Annotated in this window: 9 protein-coding genes; all 9 read right to left on the bottom strand. The window is 41.5% G+C overall.

All coding sequences use genetic code 11. The annotated features are described in order from the left end of the window. Nucleotides 1–40: 40 nt before the first annotated feature. The 9 genes from QZZ43_RS05210 to QZZ43_RS05170 all read right to left on the bottom strand — a co-directional run bounded on the left by QZZ43_RS05210 (nt 41) and on the right by QZZ43_RS05170 (nt 24956). A complete protein-coding gene (locus QZZ43_RS05210) occupies nt 41–682 on the bottom strand; it encodes a leucine-rich repeat domain-containing protein (protein WP_291856867.1) in 642 nt (213 codons plus the stop codon). A 1-nt stretch (nt 683) separates the two neighbouring features. Then, a complete protein-coding gene (locus tag QZZ43_RS05205; protein WP_291856866.1) occupies nt 684–9806 on the bottom strand; it encodes a leucine-rich repeat protein in 9123 nt (3040 codons plus the stop codon). A gap of 57 nt (nt 9807–9863) precedes the next feature. Next, nucleotides 9864–14555, bottom strand: a complete 4692-nt coding sequence (locus QZZ43_RS05200) for a hypothetical protein (RefSeq protein WP_291856865.1) — start codon at nt 14553–14555, stop codon at nt 9864–9866. Further along, nucleotides 14548–15276: a hypothetical protein gene (locus tag QZZ43_RS05195; RefSeq protein ID WP_291856864.1), complete on the bottom strand. Its 729-nt coding sequence runs from the start codon at nt 15274–15276 to the stop codon at nt 14548–14550. Before QZZ43_RS05195 ends, QZZ43_RS05200 begins: the two co-directional genes overlap by 8 nt. Continuing rightward, on the bottom strand, nt 15273–20924 hold the full coding sequence (locus tag QZZ43_RS05190) for a hypothetical protein (protein WP_291856863.1): 5652 nt from the start codon (nt 20922–20924) through the stop codon (nt 15273–15275). The genes QZZ43_RS05195 and QZZ43_RS05190 overlap by 4 nt, the downstream gene beginning before the upstream one ends. Nucleotides 20925–20931: 7 nt before the next feature. Then, nucleotides 20932–21468 carry a hypothetical protein gene (locus QZZ43_RS05185; RefSeq protein WP_291856862.1) on the bottom strand — a complete coding sequence of 179 codons (537 nt, stop codon included), beginning with the start codon at nt 21466–21468 and terminating at the stop codon, nt 20932–20934. Between the two features lie 414 nt (nt 21469–21882). Next, a complete protein-coding gene (locus QZZ43_RS05180) occupies nt 21883–23559 on the bottom strand; it encodes a glycoside hydrolase family 3 N-terminal domain-containing protein (RefSeq protein WP_291856861.1) in 1677 nt (558 codons plus the stop codon). A 283-nt stretch (nt 23560–23842) separates the two neighbouring features. Continuing rightward, nucleotides 23843–24640 (bottom strand): polysaccharide deacetylase family protein, encoded by a 798-nt coding sequence (locus QZZ43_RS05175; RefSeq protein WP_291856860.1) that lies wholly within the window; start codon nt 24638–24640, stop codon nt 23843–23845. Between the two features lie 67 nt (nt 24641–24707). Continuing rightward, the gene (locus QZZ43_RS05170) at nt 24708–24956 is read right to left on the bottom strand and encodes an HTH domain-containing protein (RefSeq protein ID WP_291856859.1); all 249 of its coding nucleotides are present in this window, start codon (nt 24954–24956) and stop codon (nt 24708–24710) included. Nucleotides 24957–24991: the final 35 nt, after the last annotated feature.

Raw genomic sequence — 24991 nt, 5'->3', positions numbered from 1 at the left:
ACTCCGACGGGGGCAGCAATTGATACTATCTATCGGGCGATTATTTTTCAATCAAATCACAATTAGGCAATTTTTCTTTAACCAATTGACGGATATTGTCATTTACAATATTTGCATCCACAATCAGATATGCCAATCTTGAAGCATTCAAAATTGTCATTGGAAACTCGTCCAATTCGTTCCCACTTATATCTAAATGCCACAATCTTTTATGCTTTGAAAGATCTATATTAAACTCTCTAATTTCATTGTTTTGTAAATAGACATACTCTATTTCACACAGATAACCAATAAACGCTGGAACTTTCGTTAACTTATTACTACATAAGACAACTGCTTTCAAATTCTTTAGTTTTCTTAATTCAAGTGGAATGTTTTTTAATTCATTTTTACATAATTCTAAGCCCTCAAGATTCTTCAATTCACCAATTTTAGGACTTAATCTATTTATCTTATTGTATGAAGCATTCAAATTCCTTAAAGATGACAATTCTGCAATCTCATCAGGAATCTCAGTTAAATCATTAAAAGACAACTCCAATAATTGAATATCTTTTTTTTGATATACACTTTCCGGAATTTCTTTTAAATTCTCATCAAATAAGTTTAAATCCTCACCACCCTCCTGGCTAAACATCGCAGTAGGAAAAATTACAAACAAAAACAAAACTAGCTTTCTCATATTATAAATCTTTAATTCTTGTACTGGGATGACTACCCTCAATGGCATCTTTATCCTTTCTCATAATGGCATCTCTATTTTTAAATAAAAACTGTGTATAATAAAACACCTTATCATTTTCGAGATTATACCGCTTCTCTTCATGTGACAAAACACTATTAAAAAGTGAAACACCTTCTTTTGACATCAGGAAGACCTCATCTATCAACCCTATTTCCATTGCATTGAACAGCAGTTGAACTGTATTTTCAACATCAGACCACTCTCTAGCATCTAACAATTTAGCCTCTTGTATTGCATTATATTTCATATTTTTTTGAGCTTCCCCAATTATCAGTGCAAAAGCCCCCATTCCTCCGCCTAATCCTTTATCCATTTCCCATGACATTTTAGGCGCTGGAGCCGAACGATTTGATTTATAACTTATAAACTTAGTATTAGAAGTTGGAATGCGTGTTCCATTTTCTACTTTATATCCTTTTGCAGGATATTTTATATCCCAGTCTTTCAATGTTTTTGTCTCTATTGCTTTTGGTGAAATTGAATTCATCTCTTGCCCGGAAAAAAGAATTGATAAAGACAATGAGGTATATTCCTCATGCAAATTTTTCATATTAAATGACACCTTAATCGGAATATCCAATTTTGGTTCATATTCAAACCTCAGACAACTCCTTTGCACAAATTCTAAACCATCTAAATCGATTCCATCTATAACCCTATTCATTGCGAACGGATAAGGTGACCAACTAGGGTAATCTTTAGTCAGCGGATCAACACTCAAAAACCGCCCCAACCCCGGATTATAAATCCTAAAACCATAATCATAGGCGGTCATGCCCCATTCGCCCTGGTCATCCTTTTCTTTGCCATTAAACCCATAACGATACCCCTCACTATTCCCCGACAGACTGCTAATAAGCATCCCAAACGGGTAGTAGGTATTGGTGGCAATCACACGGGGGTTGATATGCTTACCTACCGGGTTGTATTCCAATCCTGCGCTTACCACTGCCCGGACGTTTCCGAGGTGGTCGGTAAGCTCGTATTGCTTGCCATGGATGTGGCGGGCAATGGGTTGATCAAATATAGAGGATTTTTGTCGTATGGACAATTGATAATCGGAAGTTTCTGCGCCGGCTGTGAGGGTGTGCGACCAGGTGCCGGTTGGGGCGGCTTCGCCTTCCCATACCGGGTTGGTGTCGCCTTGCAGAAGTTGGTATTCCAAATTGCCATAGGTGTTGGCATTGTCCGTGAAAAGGGAAAGGGACCAAGTGTCTGCTGTAAGTGCTTTCAGTGAGGCCGAAATGCCCGGTAAGGCTTTGGCGCCGGTTACAAAGGCCCCCTGGTTGCTGATGGTTGCACTCATAAGATTTCCCAGTAGAGTATAGTCACCATCACGAATTACTTCCGGGTCGCCGGTGAGGGGGAAATTAATTCGCTTAACTTCTAAACCATTGCCCAGTCGCATTCCTATTCTGCTGCTGCCATATATGGGCTGCTCCGAAAGGGTGATGACGTGATCGTGACCTGTGGCTCCACCGGTAGCCGATTCCTGCATTCCCTTGTACACGCTCATGACGTTGCCTTGCGCATCGCGAACGTAATAGGTGGTGGTGACGAGGCCGCCGGGGAGGGTTACTGTTTTGGATGTTCGGTTACCCTGGGCATCATAGGTGAAAGCGATGTTGGTGTTGTCGCTTTTCGAAATGGATGCCACTTTTCCCTGCACCGTCCATTCAATAGAATCGATGTTCTCTGCCTCATCAGTGATAAGATTTCCAATGGCATCATATTCATAGTTGCCAGGTTGCTGGTCATCTATATCGTCCTGGAACAAACCATCTTGTACAACATCCCTCACATGGTCGAGTTTGTTGTTTCCGTCCTGGTAATGATATACGAGGTCATCCATGGAGGCAATGCCCTGGTTGGCCGTCCTGTGCAGGTGCGTGATATTTCCATTGGCATCATACTCATAACTGCTGCTGAAATTATCTTCGGCCAGCCAGATCCCGGTAATCAGAGTGTTAAACCGGCTTTCTTTTATCCGGTTTAATTTATCGTAAACAAATTGCTGTCCCATTACATCCCCTTTATACAGACCTCCGGATGGATGGGATTGTGCTGTGGAATGTGTCCATGCAGCAATGTTACCATTGTACAAATCCCTTTTTTCCGATGGATTAATTGCACTATAGGTGGGCGATTCCGGGTCGAAAGTTGAATGTTCATTTTTAAAATCACCCTCATAGTAGGAAAGGATCATTCCAAATGCATCGTTTCCTGCTGTGCTATTAGTGCCATCACCACCTATATCAACAAATGGCGACAGTGACGGATGATTGATGGCCTTTAGCCATCCCTGTATGGTATATACATAGTCAAGCCCCTGCACGTTATCTTCACCCAGTTCCATTCTTTTTAACGGGCCGTGTTTGTAATAGCTATACCTGGCATCACTTTCCCATACAACTCCATCCACCGATGTTTCAGCATCCGTGATTCTGTTGTCTGCATCGTAGAAATAGCGATGGAAAAACTGGTCGGGGCGCCCCTTATTAAATGCCACTTGTGTCACATTCCCGCTTATGAGGTCATACTCATATTCAATAATACTTTTGCCAAGCAAAGGCAGATCTTGTACCATCCATTCCACATTTCCATGCGGATCGTAGCTGAAATAGGTGGTAATGGTTTCGCCATTACTATTGGTATGGGCTGTATGACTTACCCGGTTAAGCAAATATCGCTGTTGGTGTCCCTGATTAAAAATGTCACTTTTCTGACCATACCAGGTAACAGTTTTCTGCCCGAGTGCTGCCTCATCAATGGTTGCCTGCGGAAACCGCTCATCAAGGGAGGCTACCATGTCGGCTTCAAAAATATTGTCGGCATCGTTAATCAGGGCTATCCAACTTCCATACGGAATATCCGTGTGATCAAAGTCTCCCTGCCCCGTTTCACGCACGCGTCCTAATTCGTCGTACTTGGTGTACGAGAAGGTGTTGTCGATGGCCTGCTGAGCGTTTTGTGAAAACCTTAACTGCCCGGCATTATTGTATAGGAATCGTGTTTGACCGCCATCAGGGGTGTTTTGCCAAATGAGTTGCCCCAGGGAGTTGTAACGGTACTCGGTTGCCATCGAGTGTCCTGCCCAGCTGTCACCTTCGGTATATAAATTCACACCCTCGGGAGGAACTGTTTTAATGAGATTCCCGGCACGATCGAAATAATATAAGGTATAGTGGTAACTGCCATTTTCGTATTCCAACGTCATTTGATCACTCAACATCTCAGTAGAAAGACAGATCTCTTCAAAGGTGGCCTCAGCGGCTTTGCCTGCTATGGCAGCACACTTCAGTGCCTGCTCCTTCATATCCTGAGCCATCGATGAGGCGGCGATGGAGGGTCCTGTAGTTTGCCCAATTGCAGGGGGCAGCTCTTCCTCTGCTTCCTGCACGCGGGTTTTCCAGGCAAATACCAGGTTGTATTCTCTTTCTACCTCAATAGGTTCCAGCATAAACGGGGTGCCGGGGGTATGATCGAAAAACAGAGGTGTGTCCTGATCCAATGAGTTGACCTTACAGCCGTTCTCATCACGTATGATAAGGTAATATTCATGCCCGGGCTCAACGTAATAATCGTCAGATATTGAAACAGCGCTGTTACTACCTGCCGGAACTTTTACTTTATCTGTCCAGACCCGTTTTGACAACAAGGTGTAATTTTCCTCCTGGAATAACAGGTTGTCCGCGAATTGAACCAATTTTAAAGGGCTTCTTCGTATCCATTCAAATGTATAGGTCATGCCTTCTTCAACACCAGTAATTTCTGCTTCAACGAAACAATTATCGCTATAACTATCAGGAAGAGTAACCGAGATGTCGCCCCAGGGTTCTTTATCGTTTACTGTATAAGGGCCAAAGGCTTCTTCCATATCACAATCGCGGCTGTCGGTTAATTTAAGGGTATAATCCCCTGGCAAGAGCATGGTAGCCACCGAAGATGTGGAGGCAAGCTCTCCGCCATCATCGTACCAATAATACCTATACGGGGGTACTCCACCGCTTACCCTGGCTTCCAAACGGCCATCATTCCCTCCGGGGCAGGTAACCGTGAATGCCTCGACGGTTACATCAATCATCTCGTTTTCTATTACCTCAATGATTTTCTCCTGTTGCATAGATCCATAATAGGTATCATCAATGGCAAATCGTAAAAGGTAACGACCGGCAGGATGGTTCTCAGAATTGCTCGAAATAGAAATGTTATTCTTATTATCGAATTGATAGCTCACTTCCACCGGCTCAATAAATTCACCGTTTACTTCGCGCAACAACTCAATGGTGGGGCTAAGATTCGCGTCTGTGCAATTATTGAAATTAAGGCTGACATGCCCGCTAATAGTTACGTTTTGGCCCTCAAAGCAGCGATGCACTTCTGTTGGCGCGGTTAAGCGCGGACTTAAATTCTTAAATTTCAGCAGCTTAGATGATTCATCACATTCCGCACCGTTTTCATATATCAGCAAGGTGTAATTCTCCCCATGAATATAAGTAAATGAGGCTGCTGCATTAGTGCCATAGGATTCGGACTTATCCTGTGTAAAGACTTTTTCCCCGGAACTGTTAATTATAATATTATAATCATATTGGGATGATATATAACGCCCGCGATTAACTGTGAAAGAGACTTCCGAGGAAACTTGCTCACCGGGTATTAGATCGATGGGTAGAAGTTGTGTACATACATCCGTGAACCTGGGGCCCCCGTTTTGTATGGTAAAGTTGCGTCTGAAAGCACAGCCATTGGCGGTAGTTCCGCTGAGGAGATATGTCCCTACGCCAAGGGTGTTAAACCCAATCTCTTCGTTTGGCGCTGCATTGGTTACCGATTCTACCTCCTGCCCGCTAAGACTTAAGGTATAATCATACGTTGCATCGGGGCCGGCAATAGTAATGGTGGCTTCACCATCAGCGGAGTTACGGCAGGTTGTGGGTCCCAAGTCATCTATATAAACATTGGGGATATTGTAAAACAGGGAGGAGCTTAACGTGTATGAGTTAACCCCACTACAATTGGTATCGGAATCGATCAATTGAACCCTGTAAGCACCCAATTTTGAATTATTTACATTATCTACAACCAGATAATTTTCGCTGCCCTCTTTTAATAAAGTATTAGACGAGTCGTACCATTCATAAATATAGTGCTCCAGATTCCCTGACTCTTCATAAGCTTCCAGACGAATGCTTTCTCCGGGACAAATAAGTGTGCCTTCATTTTCACGCACAATGGTTACCACAGGTGCCTCACCAACGCAAGGATTAGGAACCACATCAAACGCAACTGTATGAGAAGCAAATTGAGTCCCCTGCAGGCTGGCAAGCACCTCAAACGAATAGGGGCCCGGGGTGTCGGGAGCTGTTCCTGACAAGGTATGCTCCAGTTCCCCATCCTCATTCACGGACGGGTGGACTTCGTATGATAACCAGCCGGGCTTACCGGGAATACTTATATTCACACAACTTTCGGCATTGGTGGTGAATGTATACTCAAACCATTCGCCTACATAGGGATCAACGGGTAGTGCTTTGGGGGTAAAATAGGCTGAGAGCATACGTATCTCCCTTAGGCCCCATGCATCATCCATCGAATATGCCTCATAGCTGGCATCGGGCACATATATGGGAACATCTTCAGCAAATCCAAAGCCGGAAACTGATGGCGGAGTAGGAGCCAATAATATTATTTCAGTCAGTATATTATTATAATCATCAAACAAGCCATAGTAATAAATATCCTGAAGAGATTCTCCCAAAATAACTGTCTGAATAGGGCTCCATCTTAATGCGCCTCCATCCATTGTTTCTACTGAATTGGGAAGGACAAAACAGGAAACAGAAGTTTGTCCAAAAGTCCATTTATCAAGATCTTTAATTTTATTCCCATCAAATGTCACATACTCTAAATTCGAACAATCATCAAAGGCACCACGCTCAATAATTTCAACATTAGAGGGAATGGTAATTTCGGTAAGCTCATAACATTGGTAAAATGCCATTTCAGAAATATGAATAAGCGATTCAGGGAGTGTAATGGCAATTAATTCCCTGCATTTTATAAATGCATATTGTTCAATTTTAGTTATTGTATTGGGCAAATCGACTGACAATAAAGATGAATTAAATTGGAAATAATCGCCAAAAGATTGCGAGCCTATCGTGGTCACCCTATATTCCTGCCCCCCACAATCAACAGTTGGCGGTATTACCACATGGCCACTATACATTTCATCATTGGGTAAAGCGATTACTGTGGCGGTATTGTCGTCGTTTAACTGGTAATGAATGTTATCGATGAGCTGGTTGCCGGTGCAACCGGTGTTATCTATTACTTCAAACTGCATCGTCTTGGATACAAGCTGATGACCACCTTGCGTGGCACTAATTGTAATCTCATATTCCCCGGGTTCTTCAAGGGTTCCCTCTATGATACCGGAAGCCTCATCTGCTGGCAGCCACGATGGAAGTCCTGAAACATTATACTGCATACAACCATTTACAACAGAACCGAATTCATAATTGAACGCATCTCCTATGCCGAATTGCTCTACAGATAAATCATTTATTATATTAGAAAAAGGCTGTAAATTATAATTTCTGCCCCAGGCAGTCTGGTAGGCACCCATACTGGCATCGGGAACATAAATGGGTTTAGACTCCTCTGTCAATGTCCCAGTTCCCGTAATACTTGAAGGTGTTGATGATAAAAAGATCAATTCATTTAAACTACTCATGCTTGTAAATGAATTTTCACCTAAACTTCCTACAGAGGACGGAATAGCAACACAAGTCAATCCAATGCACCCCCTAAAAGCAGCTGTCCCAATAGATGTAACTGAAGCAGGAATATTCAATGCTCCTGTTAAGCCTCGACAATTACTAAAAGCACCATCACCAATAGTTGATACTGAATTACCGATAAGTAATGAACCTGAAAAATTAGCGCATACGTTAAAAGCATAATCACCAATGGTAACAACTGAATTAGGGATGGTTAATGAGTTGCTAAAGCCACCGCAACCTGAGAAAGCCTGACTGCCAATAGCAGTAACTGAATTACCAATAACTAAAGATCCCTTAAAACCAGTACAACCTCCAAAAGCACTATCACCAATGGTTATAACTTCGTCACCTATTGTTAATGAACCCGTGAACCCGTGACAGTTAAAAAAAGCCCTGCTACCAATTGTCGTTACTTTATCAGGGATAGATAATGAACCACCAAGCCTAACACAATGAACAAAAGCCTCATCGCCAATGATTTCTAAAGACTCTGGCAAAGTTAAGGTTGTTAAATTTGTACAAATCCTAAAGGCATTAGTACCTATTGCAAAAAGCGTTTCAGGAAATGATACGGACAATAAGTCTGTGCAACCATCAAAGGAATATGCGCCTACCTCGGTTACCCTGTATTCCTGCCCCCCACACACAACTGTTGGCGGTATTACCACATGGCCACTATACATTTCATCATTGGGCAGAGCTATTACTGTGGCGGTGTTGTCGTCGTTTAACTGGTAATGAATGTTATCGATGAGTTGGTTGCCGGTGCAACCGGTGGCAGCTAAAACTTCAAACTCCACAGTGTGAGACGAAAAGCAAGTTCCCTGCATGCAGGCTAATATATCAAACGAATAGGATTCCGGAGCATTTGGTGCTGTTCCCGCCAAGCGATGCTGCCCATCTTCGTCCTCATAATATTTTAGCCATTCAGGCAAATCTGGAATACTTATATTTACACAACTTTCGGCATTGGTGGTGAATGTATACTCGAACAATTCACCTACATAAGCATCATTTGATAATGATTCAGGAATAATGTAATTTGATAGCTTTTTTAAATTAGTTAAGCGCCAATCGCTATCGATCCGATAAGCCTCAAAACTATCATCAGGAACGTAAATAGGAACAGAACCAGAATACCCTAAAAAAGAAGCATCTGGCGGAATTGGAGCAAGTACAATTACTTCTGTCCGAGGGGGATTGGGGCTATAATTTGGAAAAATAGAAAACCGACCAATCCTTTCTAATGAACGTCCTAATAATAAGGATTTGACAGGGCTATTCCGAAAAACATCCTCATTAATATATTTCAGCGAATTAGGTAGAGACACACAAGAAATAGGGGTGCCAGATTTAAAAGAATAATTCTCTAATCCTAATAGCCCCTCAGGCAATACAACCTCAGATAAATTGGGACAATTAGAAAAGGCATACTCTCCAATTTTCGTTACATCAAAAATTCGACCTCCAAAGTCCACATTTGCAGGAACAGTAATATTTCCTGAATACTTTTCTCCTTGTGGAAGTCCAATAACTGTGGCCGAACGGTTTCCGATTAGTTGAAGTCGATAGTGAATGCCATCTATAGTGCAATCTAGTGTATAATCATCAGCTACAACCTGAAAAGACTCATTTACTTTTGGGACATTATTATGATCATAAACCTCTCCGTTTTTCAATGTATATTGAATACTCACATCAACATTTAAAACCCAATCATCAGGATCTGTTGAAATTTCTAATAAATTACGAAAAATGTCTTCTTTAAATCCATATAAATGTATTGTGTAAATACCATCATCTCCAGAATATACAGATCCAGGTGGTTCCAACACTAGATGTCCTGTCTTTCTATCAAATGAGCGAGGATGCATTGGATGCGCATCTCCTATTGTCGAAGATGATGACTTCAAGTAAGTATTCTCATAATCCGGAACAATATCAGCATCAAACCTAAATCCTTCAGGTAGGTTAATAAATATGTCAATATGGCTTAAATCATCAAAATCAAAATCTTCCTTTTTTTCAAAATAGAGAAAAATTTCTCCTTGAGTGGCTCCATAAAAGATGCTAGGGTTACGTAATTCAAGTAAATTATCATCATACAATGCACAATCCGAAGTAGAAGAAAAGCCATTTTCATTACACCAGTAATTATTTTCATAATAAACACTATAAGAAAAATGTTCATCATTAACTTCAGTTATTGATTGAGAAACAACTACATCAAATGTACTCAAAACAAGTATTATTATAAAAAGAAGCTTTTTCATCACGGCATTTTTAATAGCAAAACTCTTACTAAATTCAATTATTCTCTTTGGTATTTTTTATTCCTCCGGTTCCCCATTCTCATCAAACCCGGGTCCACCGCTGCGTTGCAAAAGCACCGATGGGGACACCACCGGATCGTTAAGTGCCGGACTGTCGGTATCGGGTATCATATTGGGATTAAGCTCATAATTGTCGCGTGGTAAAAAGTGATCATCAGCCTGGGCAGATGGATAATCGGCTTCCTCGTTGGCGAGGTCTTCGCATTTGCCTGGGAGTGTAATTTCAAAATCCCACTCCATCACCTGTTTGTGCGCAGTATATTGGTACCACGAGAGATTGAAATTGTAAGGCTGATTTTTGTAATCGAACAAATAGCGAATGTTATCGCGGGCACCGGTAAAGGGTTGTGCAATGACTGAGTTGTCATCGGCATATCCGGCAGCGCCGGCATTGGGCATGCCCCCCATACCATATTGAAACTTGTATTCGTACCCATTGGGGCCAACCTCGACAAGTGGTGTTTCCAAACGTCGGGTATTTATTTGTTCAACAGAAAAAGTGTTCATATCGCATTGCTCCGAACAATGCAACACCATTGCATTTATCATCATCTCAATATCATCCTCGGGCACCACATCCCAGGTCGATGGGTCATTGGTGCGGCATCCGCCAATGGTATAACAACGCTCCAGCAGCATATCATACAGCTTGCGTCTGAATTCATCGCGCTTTTTCTCACATTCACTCAGACATTGCAATTCAGCATCGTGCATCTCTTTCTCCACGAAAATAAATTGGTTGTCTCCCAGGTTGATGTCGCCATGCGGAATAATTTGATTAAACTCATTCCTAAACTCACTCAGTTCCCATTCATCACCTGGCAAATAGGGATCTGCATCATTGTTATCTGACTGATAAGTGTTGTAATACCAGGTGTTGGTCTCTACAAAATCATTTAAAATGACAGGACTATTTTGCTCGTCATCAAAATTGAGATCATCCGGATCGGGCAATCGGTAATCAGCAATCATCTGGAAAAAAGATAATCTTTGAGCAGAAGACCAGTTTTCGTAGGTATATGGGCATTTTACCCTTCCCACTCCGGCAAACTCGCGAACTACCTGCTTTGATTGTCCCGGACCATAATAATCGGAATCCTCATAACAGAATGATTGGTCTCCCAATGAATCAATGCAACAAGGTGTTGTGACCCGGGTTGTAACACCATTCACATCAACATTGGTCTTGTAAAACTCCTCACCATCAATCATCTCAACCTCATAACAATCGTTGGGATCCACGAAACAGACCGAACTTTCGAGTACCTGGAAATCGGGGTCACCCATCATATCGTAATAAAAGTATTTGAAAGCATAGAAAGGATTGCGAACATTGGGGAACAAAGGTTTATCTGTTTCCGGGTTTGGATGTCCCGGATTCGCCACATCCATTGGGCCCCAATTTTCTATAGGCATAAAAAACTTACTTCGGTCTTCTTTAGTAAACTCAACAGAAGAAAGGTAATCATCAGGAGCATAATTAAAAGCAATAGGGACAGGCGGATTATCAAAATTCTGTCCAGTGTAAGCAAACTCAGAATCCCGATATTCATCATAACTCATTGGCACGGCATCAAAAGGTGTCAGAATTTTGGCGAACTTATACCCAGCACAATCCAAAAAAGCTTTAACCAGATGAAATGGAGGCATTTGATCTCTAGCACCTTCATCATCCGGATTAACGTTTGGATCAACCCTAAGCCTCCGCATTTTTTTAGAAACCTTTCTTTTGGCCAACCAACGGGTAAAGAACCACCCTCCTTTCAGACCAGTATTAAAGTGTTTATCATGGCCTTTTTCGTATATATCTTCATTTCCTTTATGTTCATCTATATAGGCAGTAGAAACAGAACCTCCTTCCTGCATTCCCAGAGAATAATCAAAGTCACTTCCGGGAGCTATCAATAGGTGGAGTTGTGCGACCACAGCAGACCAGCATTCAAAAATCTCCTCACAGTCATACTGAACTTTATGTTCTTCATTGAAAGAACCGGGATATACATCAGTAAGCATGTGATACACCATCTCATTGACCACTCCTGGTAATTGCTCTATCTTTGGGGTTCCATCCTGGGTGAATGATACTACAGGAGTAGTTCCGTATGCTACCCCCCAACCAGAAAGAAAATCCTCATAAAATGCTGCAATCATATCTGCCTCTGTGCTATACTCTCTATCAGAATATCTGTAAATGATGGCATCGTAAAGCACATCAATCATGTAACCCTCAAAATCAGGCACATCCAACAAATCAATATCTCCATCGTTGTTGCGATCAGTCAATGAACAATCAAACGGAGGTTCCCAATTCACCGGGATGTCCATATTCTGACAGCATGGGGTCGACAACTGCATGGCACTAATATTTTCTTGTTCATCATCCAGGTAACTAAGGCCCAAACTAAACAGATCTGTGTATTTCTCGTCTTCATATATATTCCACCATGCACCACTAATCATATTATAGGGAGGCACTGTTCTAAGTGAAGAAAATTCACCGGAATTCAGATACTGCGACACCTCCTTTAGGATTACAAAAAAATCGTCCAATTCTTCACGGGTTTTTACATCATTCAATAGATCAGTAAAAAAGGTAACAAGTGGCATTACCTGACCATTAATAACCGAGGTATTAGCAAAGACGCTCATCTCCAGCCCCTGAGGGATCAGTTTTTTTTCTATCACATAGGTCCCGGCTGCTGGTAAATCAACAATAGTAGAAGCCACCATATAACTGGTTCCATCAATCACGCTCTCGGAAAGCTCCAAATCTGACTGGTCTACTTCGACATCCTCCATTGAATTGTCATCCAAAATTCGGGTAACAGAAACAGAGAGCTCATAATTACAATCGAATTCCTGAGATATACATAACTGCTCAAGTTCATATACCTGCACCCGATAATCAAGTGAGAGAGGTTGTGCATGTGGTACATAAATACGCTTGCTACTGACAAAACCCTCTCCTGTCTTCGTGTTCTGAGTAATTTCATTGCGCACCGGAGTACTCACACCTCCACCTCCATCTAGTTCCTCAAGTGCAGAAGGCTGAAATTCTGAAGAATACGAAAGTCCGGTGGCAATGATTTGCCCGTCTTTGTTAACAAAAGATACGGATGCAACCTGGTTTGGATCTATGATTATTTTTTTATACACACTCTCATAATCCGGAGCTTCATCTCCAAAAAGGGCTTCCAACTCGGTGGCTGTAGCAGCTTCGTATAAATGGCGGGTGGTTCTTTTCAGATTTTCTGGGCCATTATGAATCCGGTGCGTTTTGCCTACACCACTTTGTTCTTTAACCCTGCCGGAGCCGTCGTTGTAAAAAATGGTACGAGTAAAAGGGTAACCTTCCGCAGAGGCGACCGGATCTTCGGTATTATTTTCGTAGTATTTAAAATCCCCGGTGGCAGAAACCGGTGAAGGACTTTGAAAATTATCCTCCTGATCAAAATGTTTGGCACTATACAATTCACCCCCGGGGGTAGTTACAAAGTCGGTTCGGTACCCTAGGTTTTTGCCATCTACAGGCACCGGCAGGGTAACCAGAGCAGGTCGCCCGGTATTATCGAGTACCGTTTGGGTAACCACCGAAACATCTTCGGAAGGCAAATAAGTTGACTTTTGGCGCACCTGGTTAAGCCTGTTGGCATAGGTGACCAGCTCCTTGTTGTTTCCGTGTTCGGTAAACACCCGACTGTAACTGTAGTTTCTTTCGGCCTGCATATCCACAAAATAAAAACAGGCATTGGGCCACGAACCGGCATCATCGAGTGAATAATCAACTGTTTCACCCTCCAATGGGGCCGGAGCCGACGACCATTCGCCGTAATTCAGCGGATTGGCTAATCCGCCTTTAAAAAAGTTACTAACGGGTCGAATTCTCCATAAATAAAAACCCGTTCCCTCAGTTATTGTAAACATCTGATTATACCGTCCGGCATCATCTTCAGATGGATTTTTAAGAATATATGTTCCGGCATCATCCCAATTAACCTCCGCTGCAACACGGCTATCATTATCTGCATATTCAGGCGCTTCATTAAACAACCTAAGCACCTGGAGCTGAAAATAGGATCCGGGAAAATCCTGGTTCATATTCCATTTAAAAACTATCTCATTTAATAATGGATTTTCATTCAACGTTTCAATGAAATCAATGCTAAATTCATTGCAATCCACACCATAACGCTCTTCGTAGTTAAGGCCGAACCGGACGATATTACTTACTGAAGGAAAATTGTCGATATTATTGTCATGAACAATTACTTTTATTTCATTGGGGAAATTATCAGGAGAGACCATTGCATCTAGACTAACCGGAAAATCCCTTATGAAAAATGCCTCAGGCCTGTTGCTTGATATAGTAAGAGAATGTTCAGCTGATCCAAAGAAATCTTCCATTGCCACCCCGTCCTTATAGGCAGCCAAAGAAAAGGATATGTGAATTACATCATCATCGGTGGGAAGAGAACTGGTTGGTACAATCCGCTCACCAAAATCAAATGAAACATATAATGCAGCCCGGGAAACATTCCTGTTTTCCGGCAATTCAGAAAAGATATCCACAGTGGTTTCGCCAGAGAAACTAAGATCCTCACGTAACTTAAATTCTTCAAATATCTGGGCAGAAACAGTGTTTAATCCCGCCACCATAATTACGGTCAATATAAAAAGTACTCTATTCATGGTTGGTATCTCTTAAATCAATTAACTGATAGCCGGAAAAATCCTCTTTGAGCTGTCCACTCCGGTTTAAAACATAATCCGAAGCCGGAGCTTTCATTTTTTCATCCCGGTAATCAAAACTTAAACGATTGTATTTCATCACCTGCAAAGCCAACTGATTATCAGCAGAAAACCTGAGTTTCACCTCATCAATTTGCTCCTGTGTCTCGTTATATATAAACGCCATGGTTTCAACGCCTGAATTTTCAGTCACCTCCGGCAACACCTTGAAATTAATCGTCCATTTTTTGTCCCCATCCTCCAAATGCTCTTCCATAGCTGTAAGCTCAGATGATTTGATTAACTCTTTTTGCAAATTGGCCATTGCAACAATATTGGCAGTCATATCAGAGTCGACCACATTGTTACGGTAAACAGACTTTTCGTCAGGCACCACGAAGAAAACTTCATTACCATCCTGGTAGGTTTGAATAATGCCAGCGTCGTAATGCTGAATATCGTTTGACAAATAGATTTTAATCTTAACTCTTTTCGGATTGGTTAAATCGTTGCGTGGAAAAGAAGCTATCTCGGAATCGATAAAGAACACCTTGTCACCCGAAAGCGATGCCGCTCCGGCAAGTTGTTCGATATGCCCGAGAGCTACCGCCCTTCCGTCAATTTGACCCGTTAATATGTTGACGCCAAAAGTCAACATTAATAATAAACACGCTGTTCTCATCTGTTTACTTTTGGAGTGTTATAGTGCATTTCCTGCAGGGTATGCCGTCCTCTCTCGGTTTCAAGTACTTTTCGCACCAACTTGCCTTCTTTATTGTACTGGAAATAGGTTCCAAAGTGTTGGTCATCGAATTGCGTTATCAATCTGTAGTTGAATGGATTATAAACATATGCAGTGGCCGTTGCATGTAATGGTTGAAAACGTATGTCGTCAATAAACAGACCGGCAGGAGGATTGTCCTCACCGAAAACGAGAAGGGGAACCAATTCCGTTCCGTCAGACAGAGTGCCTAAATGTTCAATCGGTTCAATCACGCCCCGGTAAAGCGTCCAGCCTTCCACACTGGAGACTGCCTCCATTTCCACCGCCGTCTCCACACCTGAGAAAACAAGTTTTAATCCCTCAAGAGATTCATTTAACCAGAACTGAATCAGCCCTCCTTGTTGTTTAAGCAAAGGCGTGGCTATTATACCCGGAAGCAAATTATCAATTCCATCAACGGTTTCTGCATTACGGCCTGAATGCGCCACCTCCGAAGATGCTCCGGGTGCCTCGAAGTCCCGAAAAAGAAGACTGTTATAGTTGGCATTTTCGGCTACCATTACCGGAACATTGTTTCCGTATTGGCTCCCATAAAGAACGGCTGATGGAATTCCCAATACATCAATCTGCTCAAGAGCCTCGCTGTTCGGACTGTATTTTGTTGTTTCGTTGGTTTTAAGCCAGCCTTCGGGTGTGAAAACTTTATTTACGCCCCATATTTTACGCCCTATATTAAAAGTCCCTCTTTTCGAAGCATCACTAGCATTATCCACTTCTTCCTTGTAGGTATAAGATGCTTTGGGCAGCCATTTTTCATTCATGTCCGTCCTTGCATCGTCAAAACCCGGGTACATATCTGTAATACGGCTTTCATCGCTCAAAAAAGTACCCCATTGGTTCGCGTAGGTATTAACAACTGCACTAATCAGGTTTTGAGGTGCATTGAGCCACTCCGCATCGGGTTTTACGTCATGCACCAGGAAGTTGGCCACCTGACTGTTCAGCTGATTCGAATAAGACTCATCTTCAGCCTTTTGCCCCATCTCTTTGTAAACCCAGCTTGCAGGAATGGAAAAGGAGTAGAGGTCACCCTCTCTGTTCTCTCCCGTTAACGGATTATACGACCCGCTATATGAGTCACTGTTTTTTACCATTACCGGGTCCCCGGTAAACTTGTTAAAAGCAATGTTTTCGGACTTTGAAGAAATGCCCTCAACAGTAGTTGTAACACTTTTCAAGATTGAAGGGTAACTGATCAGTTTGGTTGTAGCATGCTGAAACAGTTCATTGTTTGTATAGGTAAACGCTGGCCATACACCAACAAATATTATCAATGGCAATCCTACACTGATATCAATTTCAACGCTAAAATCGAGACTGACATCTTTAACATGTTTGCTTTCGCGTGCAATGTCCACCTCTTTTCCGGGTACCATCGACCCACTCACGAGCTCGCCATTGCTATCCATTTCTAACACCTGAATCTTCTCTCCCGGCTTAAAATATTCAAATTCCTGTCCAGCAACAATGTATGAAGGCATTGTGCCTGCCATCCATTGGTCGTAGTCTCCGCTGTATGTGGCAGTTCGTTTTTGCAACCCGTGGGTATTTACCTGTAAGAATCTAAAACCTTGGGATAAAGCTTGCTTTGAATCAATATAATTAAACAAACCTGTGAGAATTTTCAAATCAGGAGAAGATGATTTTGCCAGAGAGGTACTCGCGTTTGCAGAGCCATCAAAATCGAGGTCCTCATCATTTTGCCCCGGGTAAACCCTGTCGAACGGAAAATCATACACGGTGAAATATTCATCTATGGTAAATCCGTTTCCGGTTTTTCCTTTATGAATGTTCTCGGACACTACCCGTCGGTAGCCAATGGATGCCCCCGGTAATATTGATTCACCAATGGGGCCTTCCAATTGATCAAGCACCTCTCCGCTTACCAGTTGTTTCCACCATTTTTCTCCTTTTCGCGGCATAAAATCCACCAGCGGATTTTCTTCTCTGGCCAAAGCAGGTTCATTAGTGGCCACTCCGCTACTGGTAATGCCGTCTTCCATCACGTACCGGTATTCAGTTCCCAGCACCACCTCATCGCCCGATTCGATACCCGGATCATGAAGAAGCAAACGCTTTACCCGGGCACCACCGCCATATTTATTGTTCAACACGGGTAGTTTCAGAAAAGAATAGTCTTCTGCAATTCGTTGGCCCACTCGTGGGTCTTCCTTCTTGATATTTTGATATCCTTTTGATGACAAACCTTTACCCAAAGCCATATCCGTAAGCAAATCAATTACAGTTCCGGATCCCCGAAGTATATCAACCGGATCACCTCCATTAGCCATATCTGATAATGCATTGTCATATATTGCTTCATAATGTGGTTCAATGCCATTGGCTGAGGCTATCTTGCCCTGACGTTGGTTGGCTACAAACTCCCAGCATGCCATTCGTGGCGTTAAAGATTTGTTACCCCCGCCTTCATCTTCTTCTCTACCCCCAATTTCGACCTCAATTCCAAATTTCGCACAACCGCTTTCCCCATTGCTGTCCAGGCAGACTACGCTCGCTCCGTCAAAATCCGCATAGCCGGTAATATATTCTGACCGATAATTATTAAGTCCGGGTGCATCATCTAAAAGTGAAAAAAGATATTTGAAATAAATCTTACGCGACGGAACATTGTCCTGACCATCTCCCAAAAAATGAGCGTTTATTTTGGCCGCCAAGGCTCTCACTTCCATTTCATTACTCGAATCCACCCCTAAATCTTCAGTATTGATGAAATAAGAATCGGTTTCATAGGAAGGGCCCCTTGCACCCTGAGGTAAAGCCACTCTTGCCATTGCCATTGCCGTGCGATCATGAACATGAGCATAATCCCCGGGTTCATATTGCACGTGTATCGATCCGCCGGAGGGCAACCGGATGGATTTTAACTGATAAGCTGCCGGATCGTATCGCAAAGTCTCATCCACAAACGCACTTTGATCCACCCACGCAACTCCATTGTTTCGTCTTTCCTCACTGTTGGGAGATTGGTTTCCCCATGCATCCAAAGCATATGGGGCATAGGGTGGATTCTGCAAATCATCGGTCAAGGCAGATTCTGCGCTAAAAAACGCTGCCAGTTTGGAATCTTTATCTGCCACCGGGTAATGATAATCAAAAACGTAAGGACTTATATTGGCCGAAACAACTCCTTCATATTCAAACCAAACCCTCCGTAAGGTAAGCTTTCCGTTGTTCTCTTTGCTAACCTTACTTTTTTGATAATAATTAAAATTGCTGTTTATATTATTTGCAACATTCGGGACTAAACTATAATCATATTCAAAACGAACCGTTTTCACCGGCTTTTGATAATCCTCTAAATTATCGTCCCCCCTCTTCGTGAAAAGAACAATTTTCTCGAGATACTCCAATTTCGTGTCGGATTCAAAAACTCCCTCATTGTCACTAAGAGTGGAAGCAGGATCATCATTGGCCAATAATTCTTTAGCTCCGGTTCCGTCATACCTGTCATTGCCACTTCCCCTTAAATAGGGGTTGTCATTCTCAGTTTTATTAGTTACAAAATAGGCAATATGGGTCTTTGTTTCGATGGTATAAAGGTATTTCACCTGTTTCTCGCCGGTATCCACACTGCCGGTATCGTCTTTAGGATCAGAAATAGAGTTTTGCTGATAGTGCAATCCGTTATAAGGCATCCTGTAACGATACCACGGCGTACCATTACCTCCGAATGCTGTTCTGTATGAAAATCTGGTCCACCCACCGAAATCTCCGACAGAAACTCCGGCTTTATCATCAGAATCGATGTAAGAAGACGTTAGAATCTCTGTCAGAAGAAAATTAGATGCATATTCATTGGGATTAATTTGTCCCATTAAAGTCTGGTGCTCTTTAATCCCTGAATCATCAACCCTGTATTGACCATTCCATCTGCTCTGTGATAATGCCAGCGGAGCAAATGCATAAAATCGATTTTCTACAAGCTGTTTATCGGGGTCAATGTTAATGGTGAGTGAGGTTTCATTTCGTACTTTTATGGGTTCATTGTATAATAACCTTATCCCGTCTTTGTTTACAATGTCCATTCCGGTGATGATTCCACCGGTTATGATCTCCTTTATATAAGCAGAATTACCAGAGTTTTCACGCTGAAAAGGCCGGAGGTTATCTGTTGGCGTACCGGAATAATTTGCATTTTCAATTTCAGAAATACCAGCTCTATTTATAGCTGTTTCTCCTTCGCCATAAAAGATCTGCCCGCCCATGTCGTTACTAAATCTGTACATAACATTATTGGCAGAAAATTCATTCTCTTTTTCATGATACCAATCAGATACAGTGGTTTTTTGATAACCGGCTCCAAAGTCCAGCCCGGCACCAATATTTGCCCCTACCATTACTTCAAATCCTCTTTGAATATGGCGGGTTTTACTACTTGATTTACGTGGACTCCAATGCCCGTTTTGAGATAAAAAAGGCCGAAAACTGCCACCTATTCCCTCTCCGCTAACATTATATATATCATAGCTGCTATAGGGTATCCCTATAAAGTAATTTGAAACATGAAAAGGTCTGTCTTTTTCGACAAAATAATCAGACACTTTTTCCTTATCCATATCTGCCCACTGGGTGTGATTATATCCATACGCTTTAGGTGAAGATCTTGCAACATTATACCTGTAAGAAAAAGTTCCCATTTTTCCACCTTCTAATCCTACAGGAGCAGAAGACGGATTTGCCTGGACAGAAGCCGACCAGTTAATAGATATCCCATTGTACTCGGGATAATTAAAAGGCTTTGGAGTAGGTGGCAACAGAGAAACTGAAAAAGTATTGGCGCCAAGATTAAGGCCTCCAATTGAAACGGAAGGGTTAAAGCGATTTTCTCTTCGGGCTTCGTATGTTCTATCCCTGTTTTGTATGGCAGTCCGGTTAGGATCTTTCTGCGTTTTCTTAAAAAATGTGTTAAATAAACCCAAAGGAGAGACATAAGGTCGGTAAGTAACTCCATTTACGTCTTTGGAGACATCTAAACCCACGCACCCGTTAAAGTTAACACCAAACGATTTTACATTTTGGTATCCTGTATAATTGTTTATCCGATGCATATTGCTGGCACTCAGCCCCATGGACAGATCCTTTGAAAATAATTCCATACCAGCTCTGGCAGTGGATGTGGCTGTCCAGTTAGGTCGCATCTTATTTAAATAGGTTATTTCCTTACCATTGTAATCATCCGGCAAACCACGTACAGATCTGTTTATACTGCCAGGGCTCAGATTCCACCCAAATCCTACCCAGGATGCCTCCATCTCTGCAGTATTTCCACTATTATACGAAAGAGAAAGCGAATACCCGCTGTCATGCGGCCCCGGCACCTCAATAACAGGAAGATTATAGGAAAAATCACCTGTGAAAGTGTTTACCATCTCTGTTGATGAAACCGGTGTAAAAGAGGAAAACTCCGGTGAAGCAGGACCTGCTGTCAAGGCATATGCAGTGCCGGGGATAAAGGAAACAGCCAGGATGTTTATTGCCACATAAAGACAAGAGAAACGAAGAAACCTATTATGTCTACTCTTCATGGTTATATTATTTCTTAAGTTTTGGAATTGCCTTTAAATCCTGTTTTTTAAAGGCAAATTGAACGGAAGGAATTTCAAAAAAGGGATCTGAAAAATGTAACTCTAAATCACCTGCTGCAAGATCCATCCCCTGATTTATCTCTTTTTCAGGCACAAAAACCAGTATAAATTTCAGACCTCCTCCGGAAGCAAAGTCTTGTTCAAGGTGACAGAGTTTTGGTGCATATTCTCTGACAACAGTTTTCAAAATAAAACATTGGGCCATGTCATAGTGAAGATCCCTTTGCCTGGCGTCAAATTCTTTTTCATCGGTAACATTAAAGTATCGTAAATCACGCACCCTGCAATTTGGGGTGGGTTTTAGTGTTACCATAAAATAGATGCTATTGGAGTAATTATTTAATAAAGAATCTTTGAAATGTAGCAAATCAAAATCCCGCTCTATATCCTGAATGACGCGCAACTGAGGGGGAATAAACTTTGCCCTGACTGCAATCTCATCACTTCCGAACTGATGAACCAGGCCATTTGTATCGTCATTCACATACGTAAAATATTGCCTGCTTGTATCAAAACCAGCAGGACTACATGCACTAAAAACTATACACAAAAACCCAATTGGTAATAAGACAGGGAAAACTTTAAAAATCAATTTCATTATGGTTGGTTAATTAATCATAATCTTATCCCTTACAGGATATCAAATCATTGATTGTATTATACTTACGTTAGATTTTTAAGAAAAATACTTATGTTTTTTTATCAATATTTAGATACAGAAAAATAAAAACACATTTATAAATAATTACAAGATTAAGCCAAAACAAGTAAACATCTCAAAGACAACACTTAACGCCAAATGCCAACAATAAACAATGCAATATTAAATACAAACCCGGGCCACATAGTGACCCGGGTCCATTTTAATTTAAAAAAAATTCTTTTTTGCTGTTTTTTTTTAAAATCTTGCAGGCAACTTCCCTTCAGCCTGAATAACACCTTCCAAAAATTTGACAATTGTTTTTTGGGTTTCCAGGGTATTCTCGTATGACATAATAACAGCCCCATAATCATCCAATTCGGGCCAATAATCCAGATGATATGGATTCCCCATAAATAAGCCAAAAGAATTCTTCTTTTGGCTTAATAAGGCGAACTTATTTTTAAGCTCTTCATGCAATTCAGAACGCCCCCAGTTAGGAAGTGCTATTATTACAATTAATTTTTGATGTGGCTTGGGATTGTTTATAGCTAATTCAAACAACAAGTTGTTGTGCAATGGCAATTGATAAACCGGAATGCCACGAGATTTTAATTCATCAGTAACTATTTCTGCTTTCCCCAGGGCTAAACAAGTAAATTCTCCGGACGAACCATAGCGTAATTCATCAAAACGCTCATCTTTTAAAATGGTTAAGGCTGCATCATACAGTTGCTGATTCAAATCAGTTGAGTCAGATTTTTCTGAGCTCTCTGAATTTATATCCACGACCGATTCTTCATCCTGGAGAAAAACCTCATTAAAAAGCCAATTTTTAAACAATAGGGAACGACGGCATTTCTCTTCTACGTCACTCATCAATAAATCCCCTGCCTTAACAGCCTGTAAAACAGATTCAATTGAAGTGTTTAAATCCCTTGGCATTACTATTATGTCATTCCCGGCAACAAGCGCTTTCACATCTATTTCACCGGGGCTACCCATGCCGGTGGTGCCAGCCATATTAATTGCATCAATTATAGCCAGTCCTTCGAAATGCAATTGCTCCCTAAGAAGAGATTTTAACGCCTTTGAAGAGAAACTGGCCGGAACACCTTTTTCTAACACAGGAACTTCTATATGTGCCGACATAAGTCCCCAGCCACCGGATGCAATATATTCTTTAAATGGGAAAATATCCCTTTGCATGAAACTTTCAATCGAATGATTATTAACGGGCAATTTATGGTGTGAATCAACATCGGTATTACCATGACCGGGAAAATGTTTTCCTACAGCCATTACCCCACCATCTTGTAATCCCTGCATAAGAGCAACAGACTTACGTGCAACATTTTCGGGGTCGTCTCCAAATGCCCTGTATCCAATAACCGGGATCAGCTCCCGACTGTTTACATCAAGTACGGGGGCAAAGTTCGCATTTACCCCAATAGATCTTAGTTCTTTGGCCATTTCTATCCCGGCACGATAGATCAAACTGTCATCATCAACGGCACCCATCGTAATAGCATAAGGAAATCTTCTCATATCACGAAACCGCATCGCAGCTCCAACTTCTCCATCCATCGAAACAAACAAGGGGACTTTTGCAAGCGACTGCAAATCATCTATCACTTCACGTGCCTTTTCAGACTCCATGGCATATAAGATTATGCCTCCCGGCTGCAGCTGCTCAACTTCTTCTCTTAATCTTAAATATTTGTTCTGTGCATGCGGAATTTCAACTGCAACCCAAAACAACTGTGCTATTTTCTCTTTATCACTTAAAGAGTTCCATACTGAATCACACCACTGACGACCTACTGTAAAAATGTGGCCAGGGTCGATTTTCTGTTCTCGGTTGTCTTGCGAATTTGCGATAATATCGAAGCTTAATAATAAGCAGAACAATACCAATGCTTTGAAGTTGCTCATGGCTGTAGTTTAAAATAGCATTTTTTATAAAGCCCTGGCAAGGGCAACCGTATGGTAATTCGACACTCGGGAAATCAATGACCCAAGCCCCGGAAGGGGCGACAGTATTCCCCAAAATATATAGTGTCAGCAAGAAAACTAGTGCTTTTGAGATGTTCTTGATAAGAAAGCGTCAATTACAAGGCGGGTGAAGCCTGAAAAACAGGAGTTTACTTTTCGTAAATGACTGTTTTTCAGGCAAGCCCAACGCCGCAATTGGCATTTTCTTGCAAGCACTATATATTTATTCACTTTTCATATACTTCACGACATCCCGTAAAGTAGTAATCCATAATTCATCCTCCCGGCTTTTTAAATATTGAAGAAACTGATAATGCTGGTCAACATCCATATTAATTTCATGACCGCCGCCTACTCCATGAAAAACAAAAATCACCAACCTCTCCCGGTCAATAATCCTGTTTGTTAATTTAATAAGCATTTCCAGGGAAGCCCTGCTATTAATCATAAATGCCCCCAGGTCATACAAGTCATGATCGTCAATGCCTTCACTTTGTGCAGTGATTCCCCGGGCGGCAATAAAATCATCTGAAAGAAAACCGGAATAAAGAGTATCTCCAATATATTTCTGGCCACAAGGATAGGCGTAAGTTCTTTCCTCCTGACCATCCAGTTCTTTTAAAGTCTCATTGGCAAGGCAAAGCTCCATCATTATTGTCTCTACAGAGTATTGATTAATATCCGGTAAGCCATCACTCTCATCATCTGGCGAATACATATCCGGACATGGATGATAAACGGAGTGATTGCCAATTTCATGCCCTTTCAAGGCCAACCTTTGCCAATCCTTAATGCGTCGCTGAAAAGCTTCTGAACCTGTAAAAACATAAAAAGTTGCTTTAAACCCCATCTTTTCCAAGGCAGGTAAAACATTATCTAAATGATCGTTTAAACCATCATCATAAGTTAAAACCACCGCTGCCTTTTTTCCATTCCAGGTAAACTCCGGATGATTTTCAACGATCTCACAAGAATCATTATTTGTACCTAACGAAACCACCTCCGCTGTATAAAAAAACATGAGAAACATTATTACAATTGTTTCAAAAATCAGAAGTGAAAACCTCATTATCAAAATGGAATTTTAGTTAATTATTTTGTAAGAATGGAGAAGAAGAGATCGATTTTAATTCTGAATTACATTCAAAAATATAACTGCGCTTATCAAAATCAAATTTAATTGTCACGCCTGCATCACGAAGATCATTTATCATTCTTTTCACACCACTTTCCGACATATTTAACCTTTCTGCAATGTATTGTCGGGAACCGGTTTTTTCTTTTTGACAAAGTTCTATGAAATAGAACATTTTTCTAATAAAAACATAACGTTCCATAGGGAATTAGGGTTTTGGGTTAAAAAATAATTTAA

Origin of the sequence: Marinilabilia sp. (assembly GCF_016278715.1) — a bacterium.
Taxonomy (GTDB): domain Bacteria; phylum Bacteroidota; class Bacteroidia; order Bacteroidales; family Marinilabiliaceae; genus Marinilabilia.
This window is presented reverse-complemented; position numbering and strand designations above follow the sequence as displayed.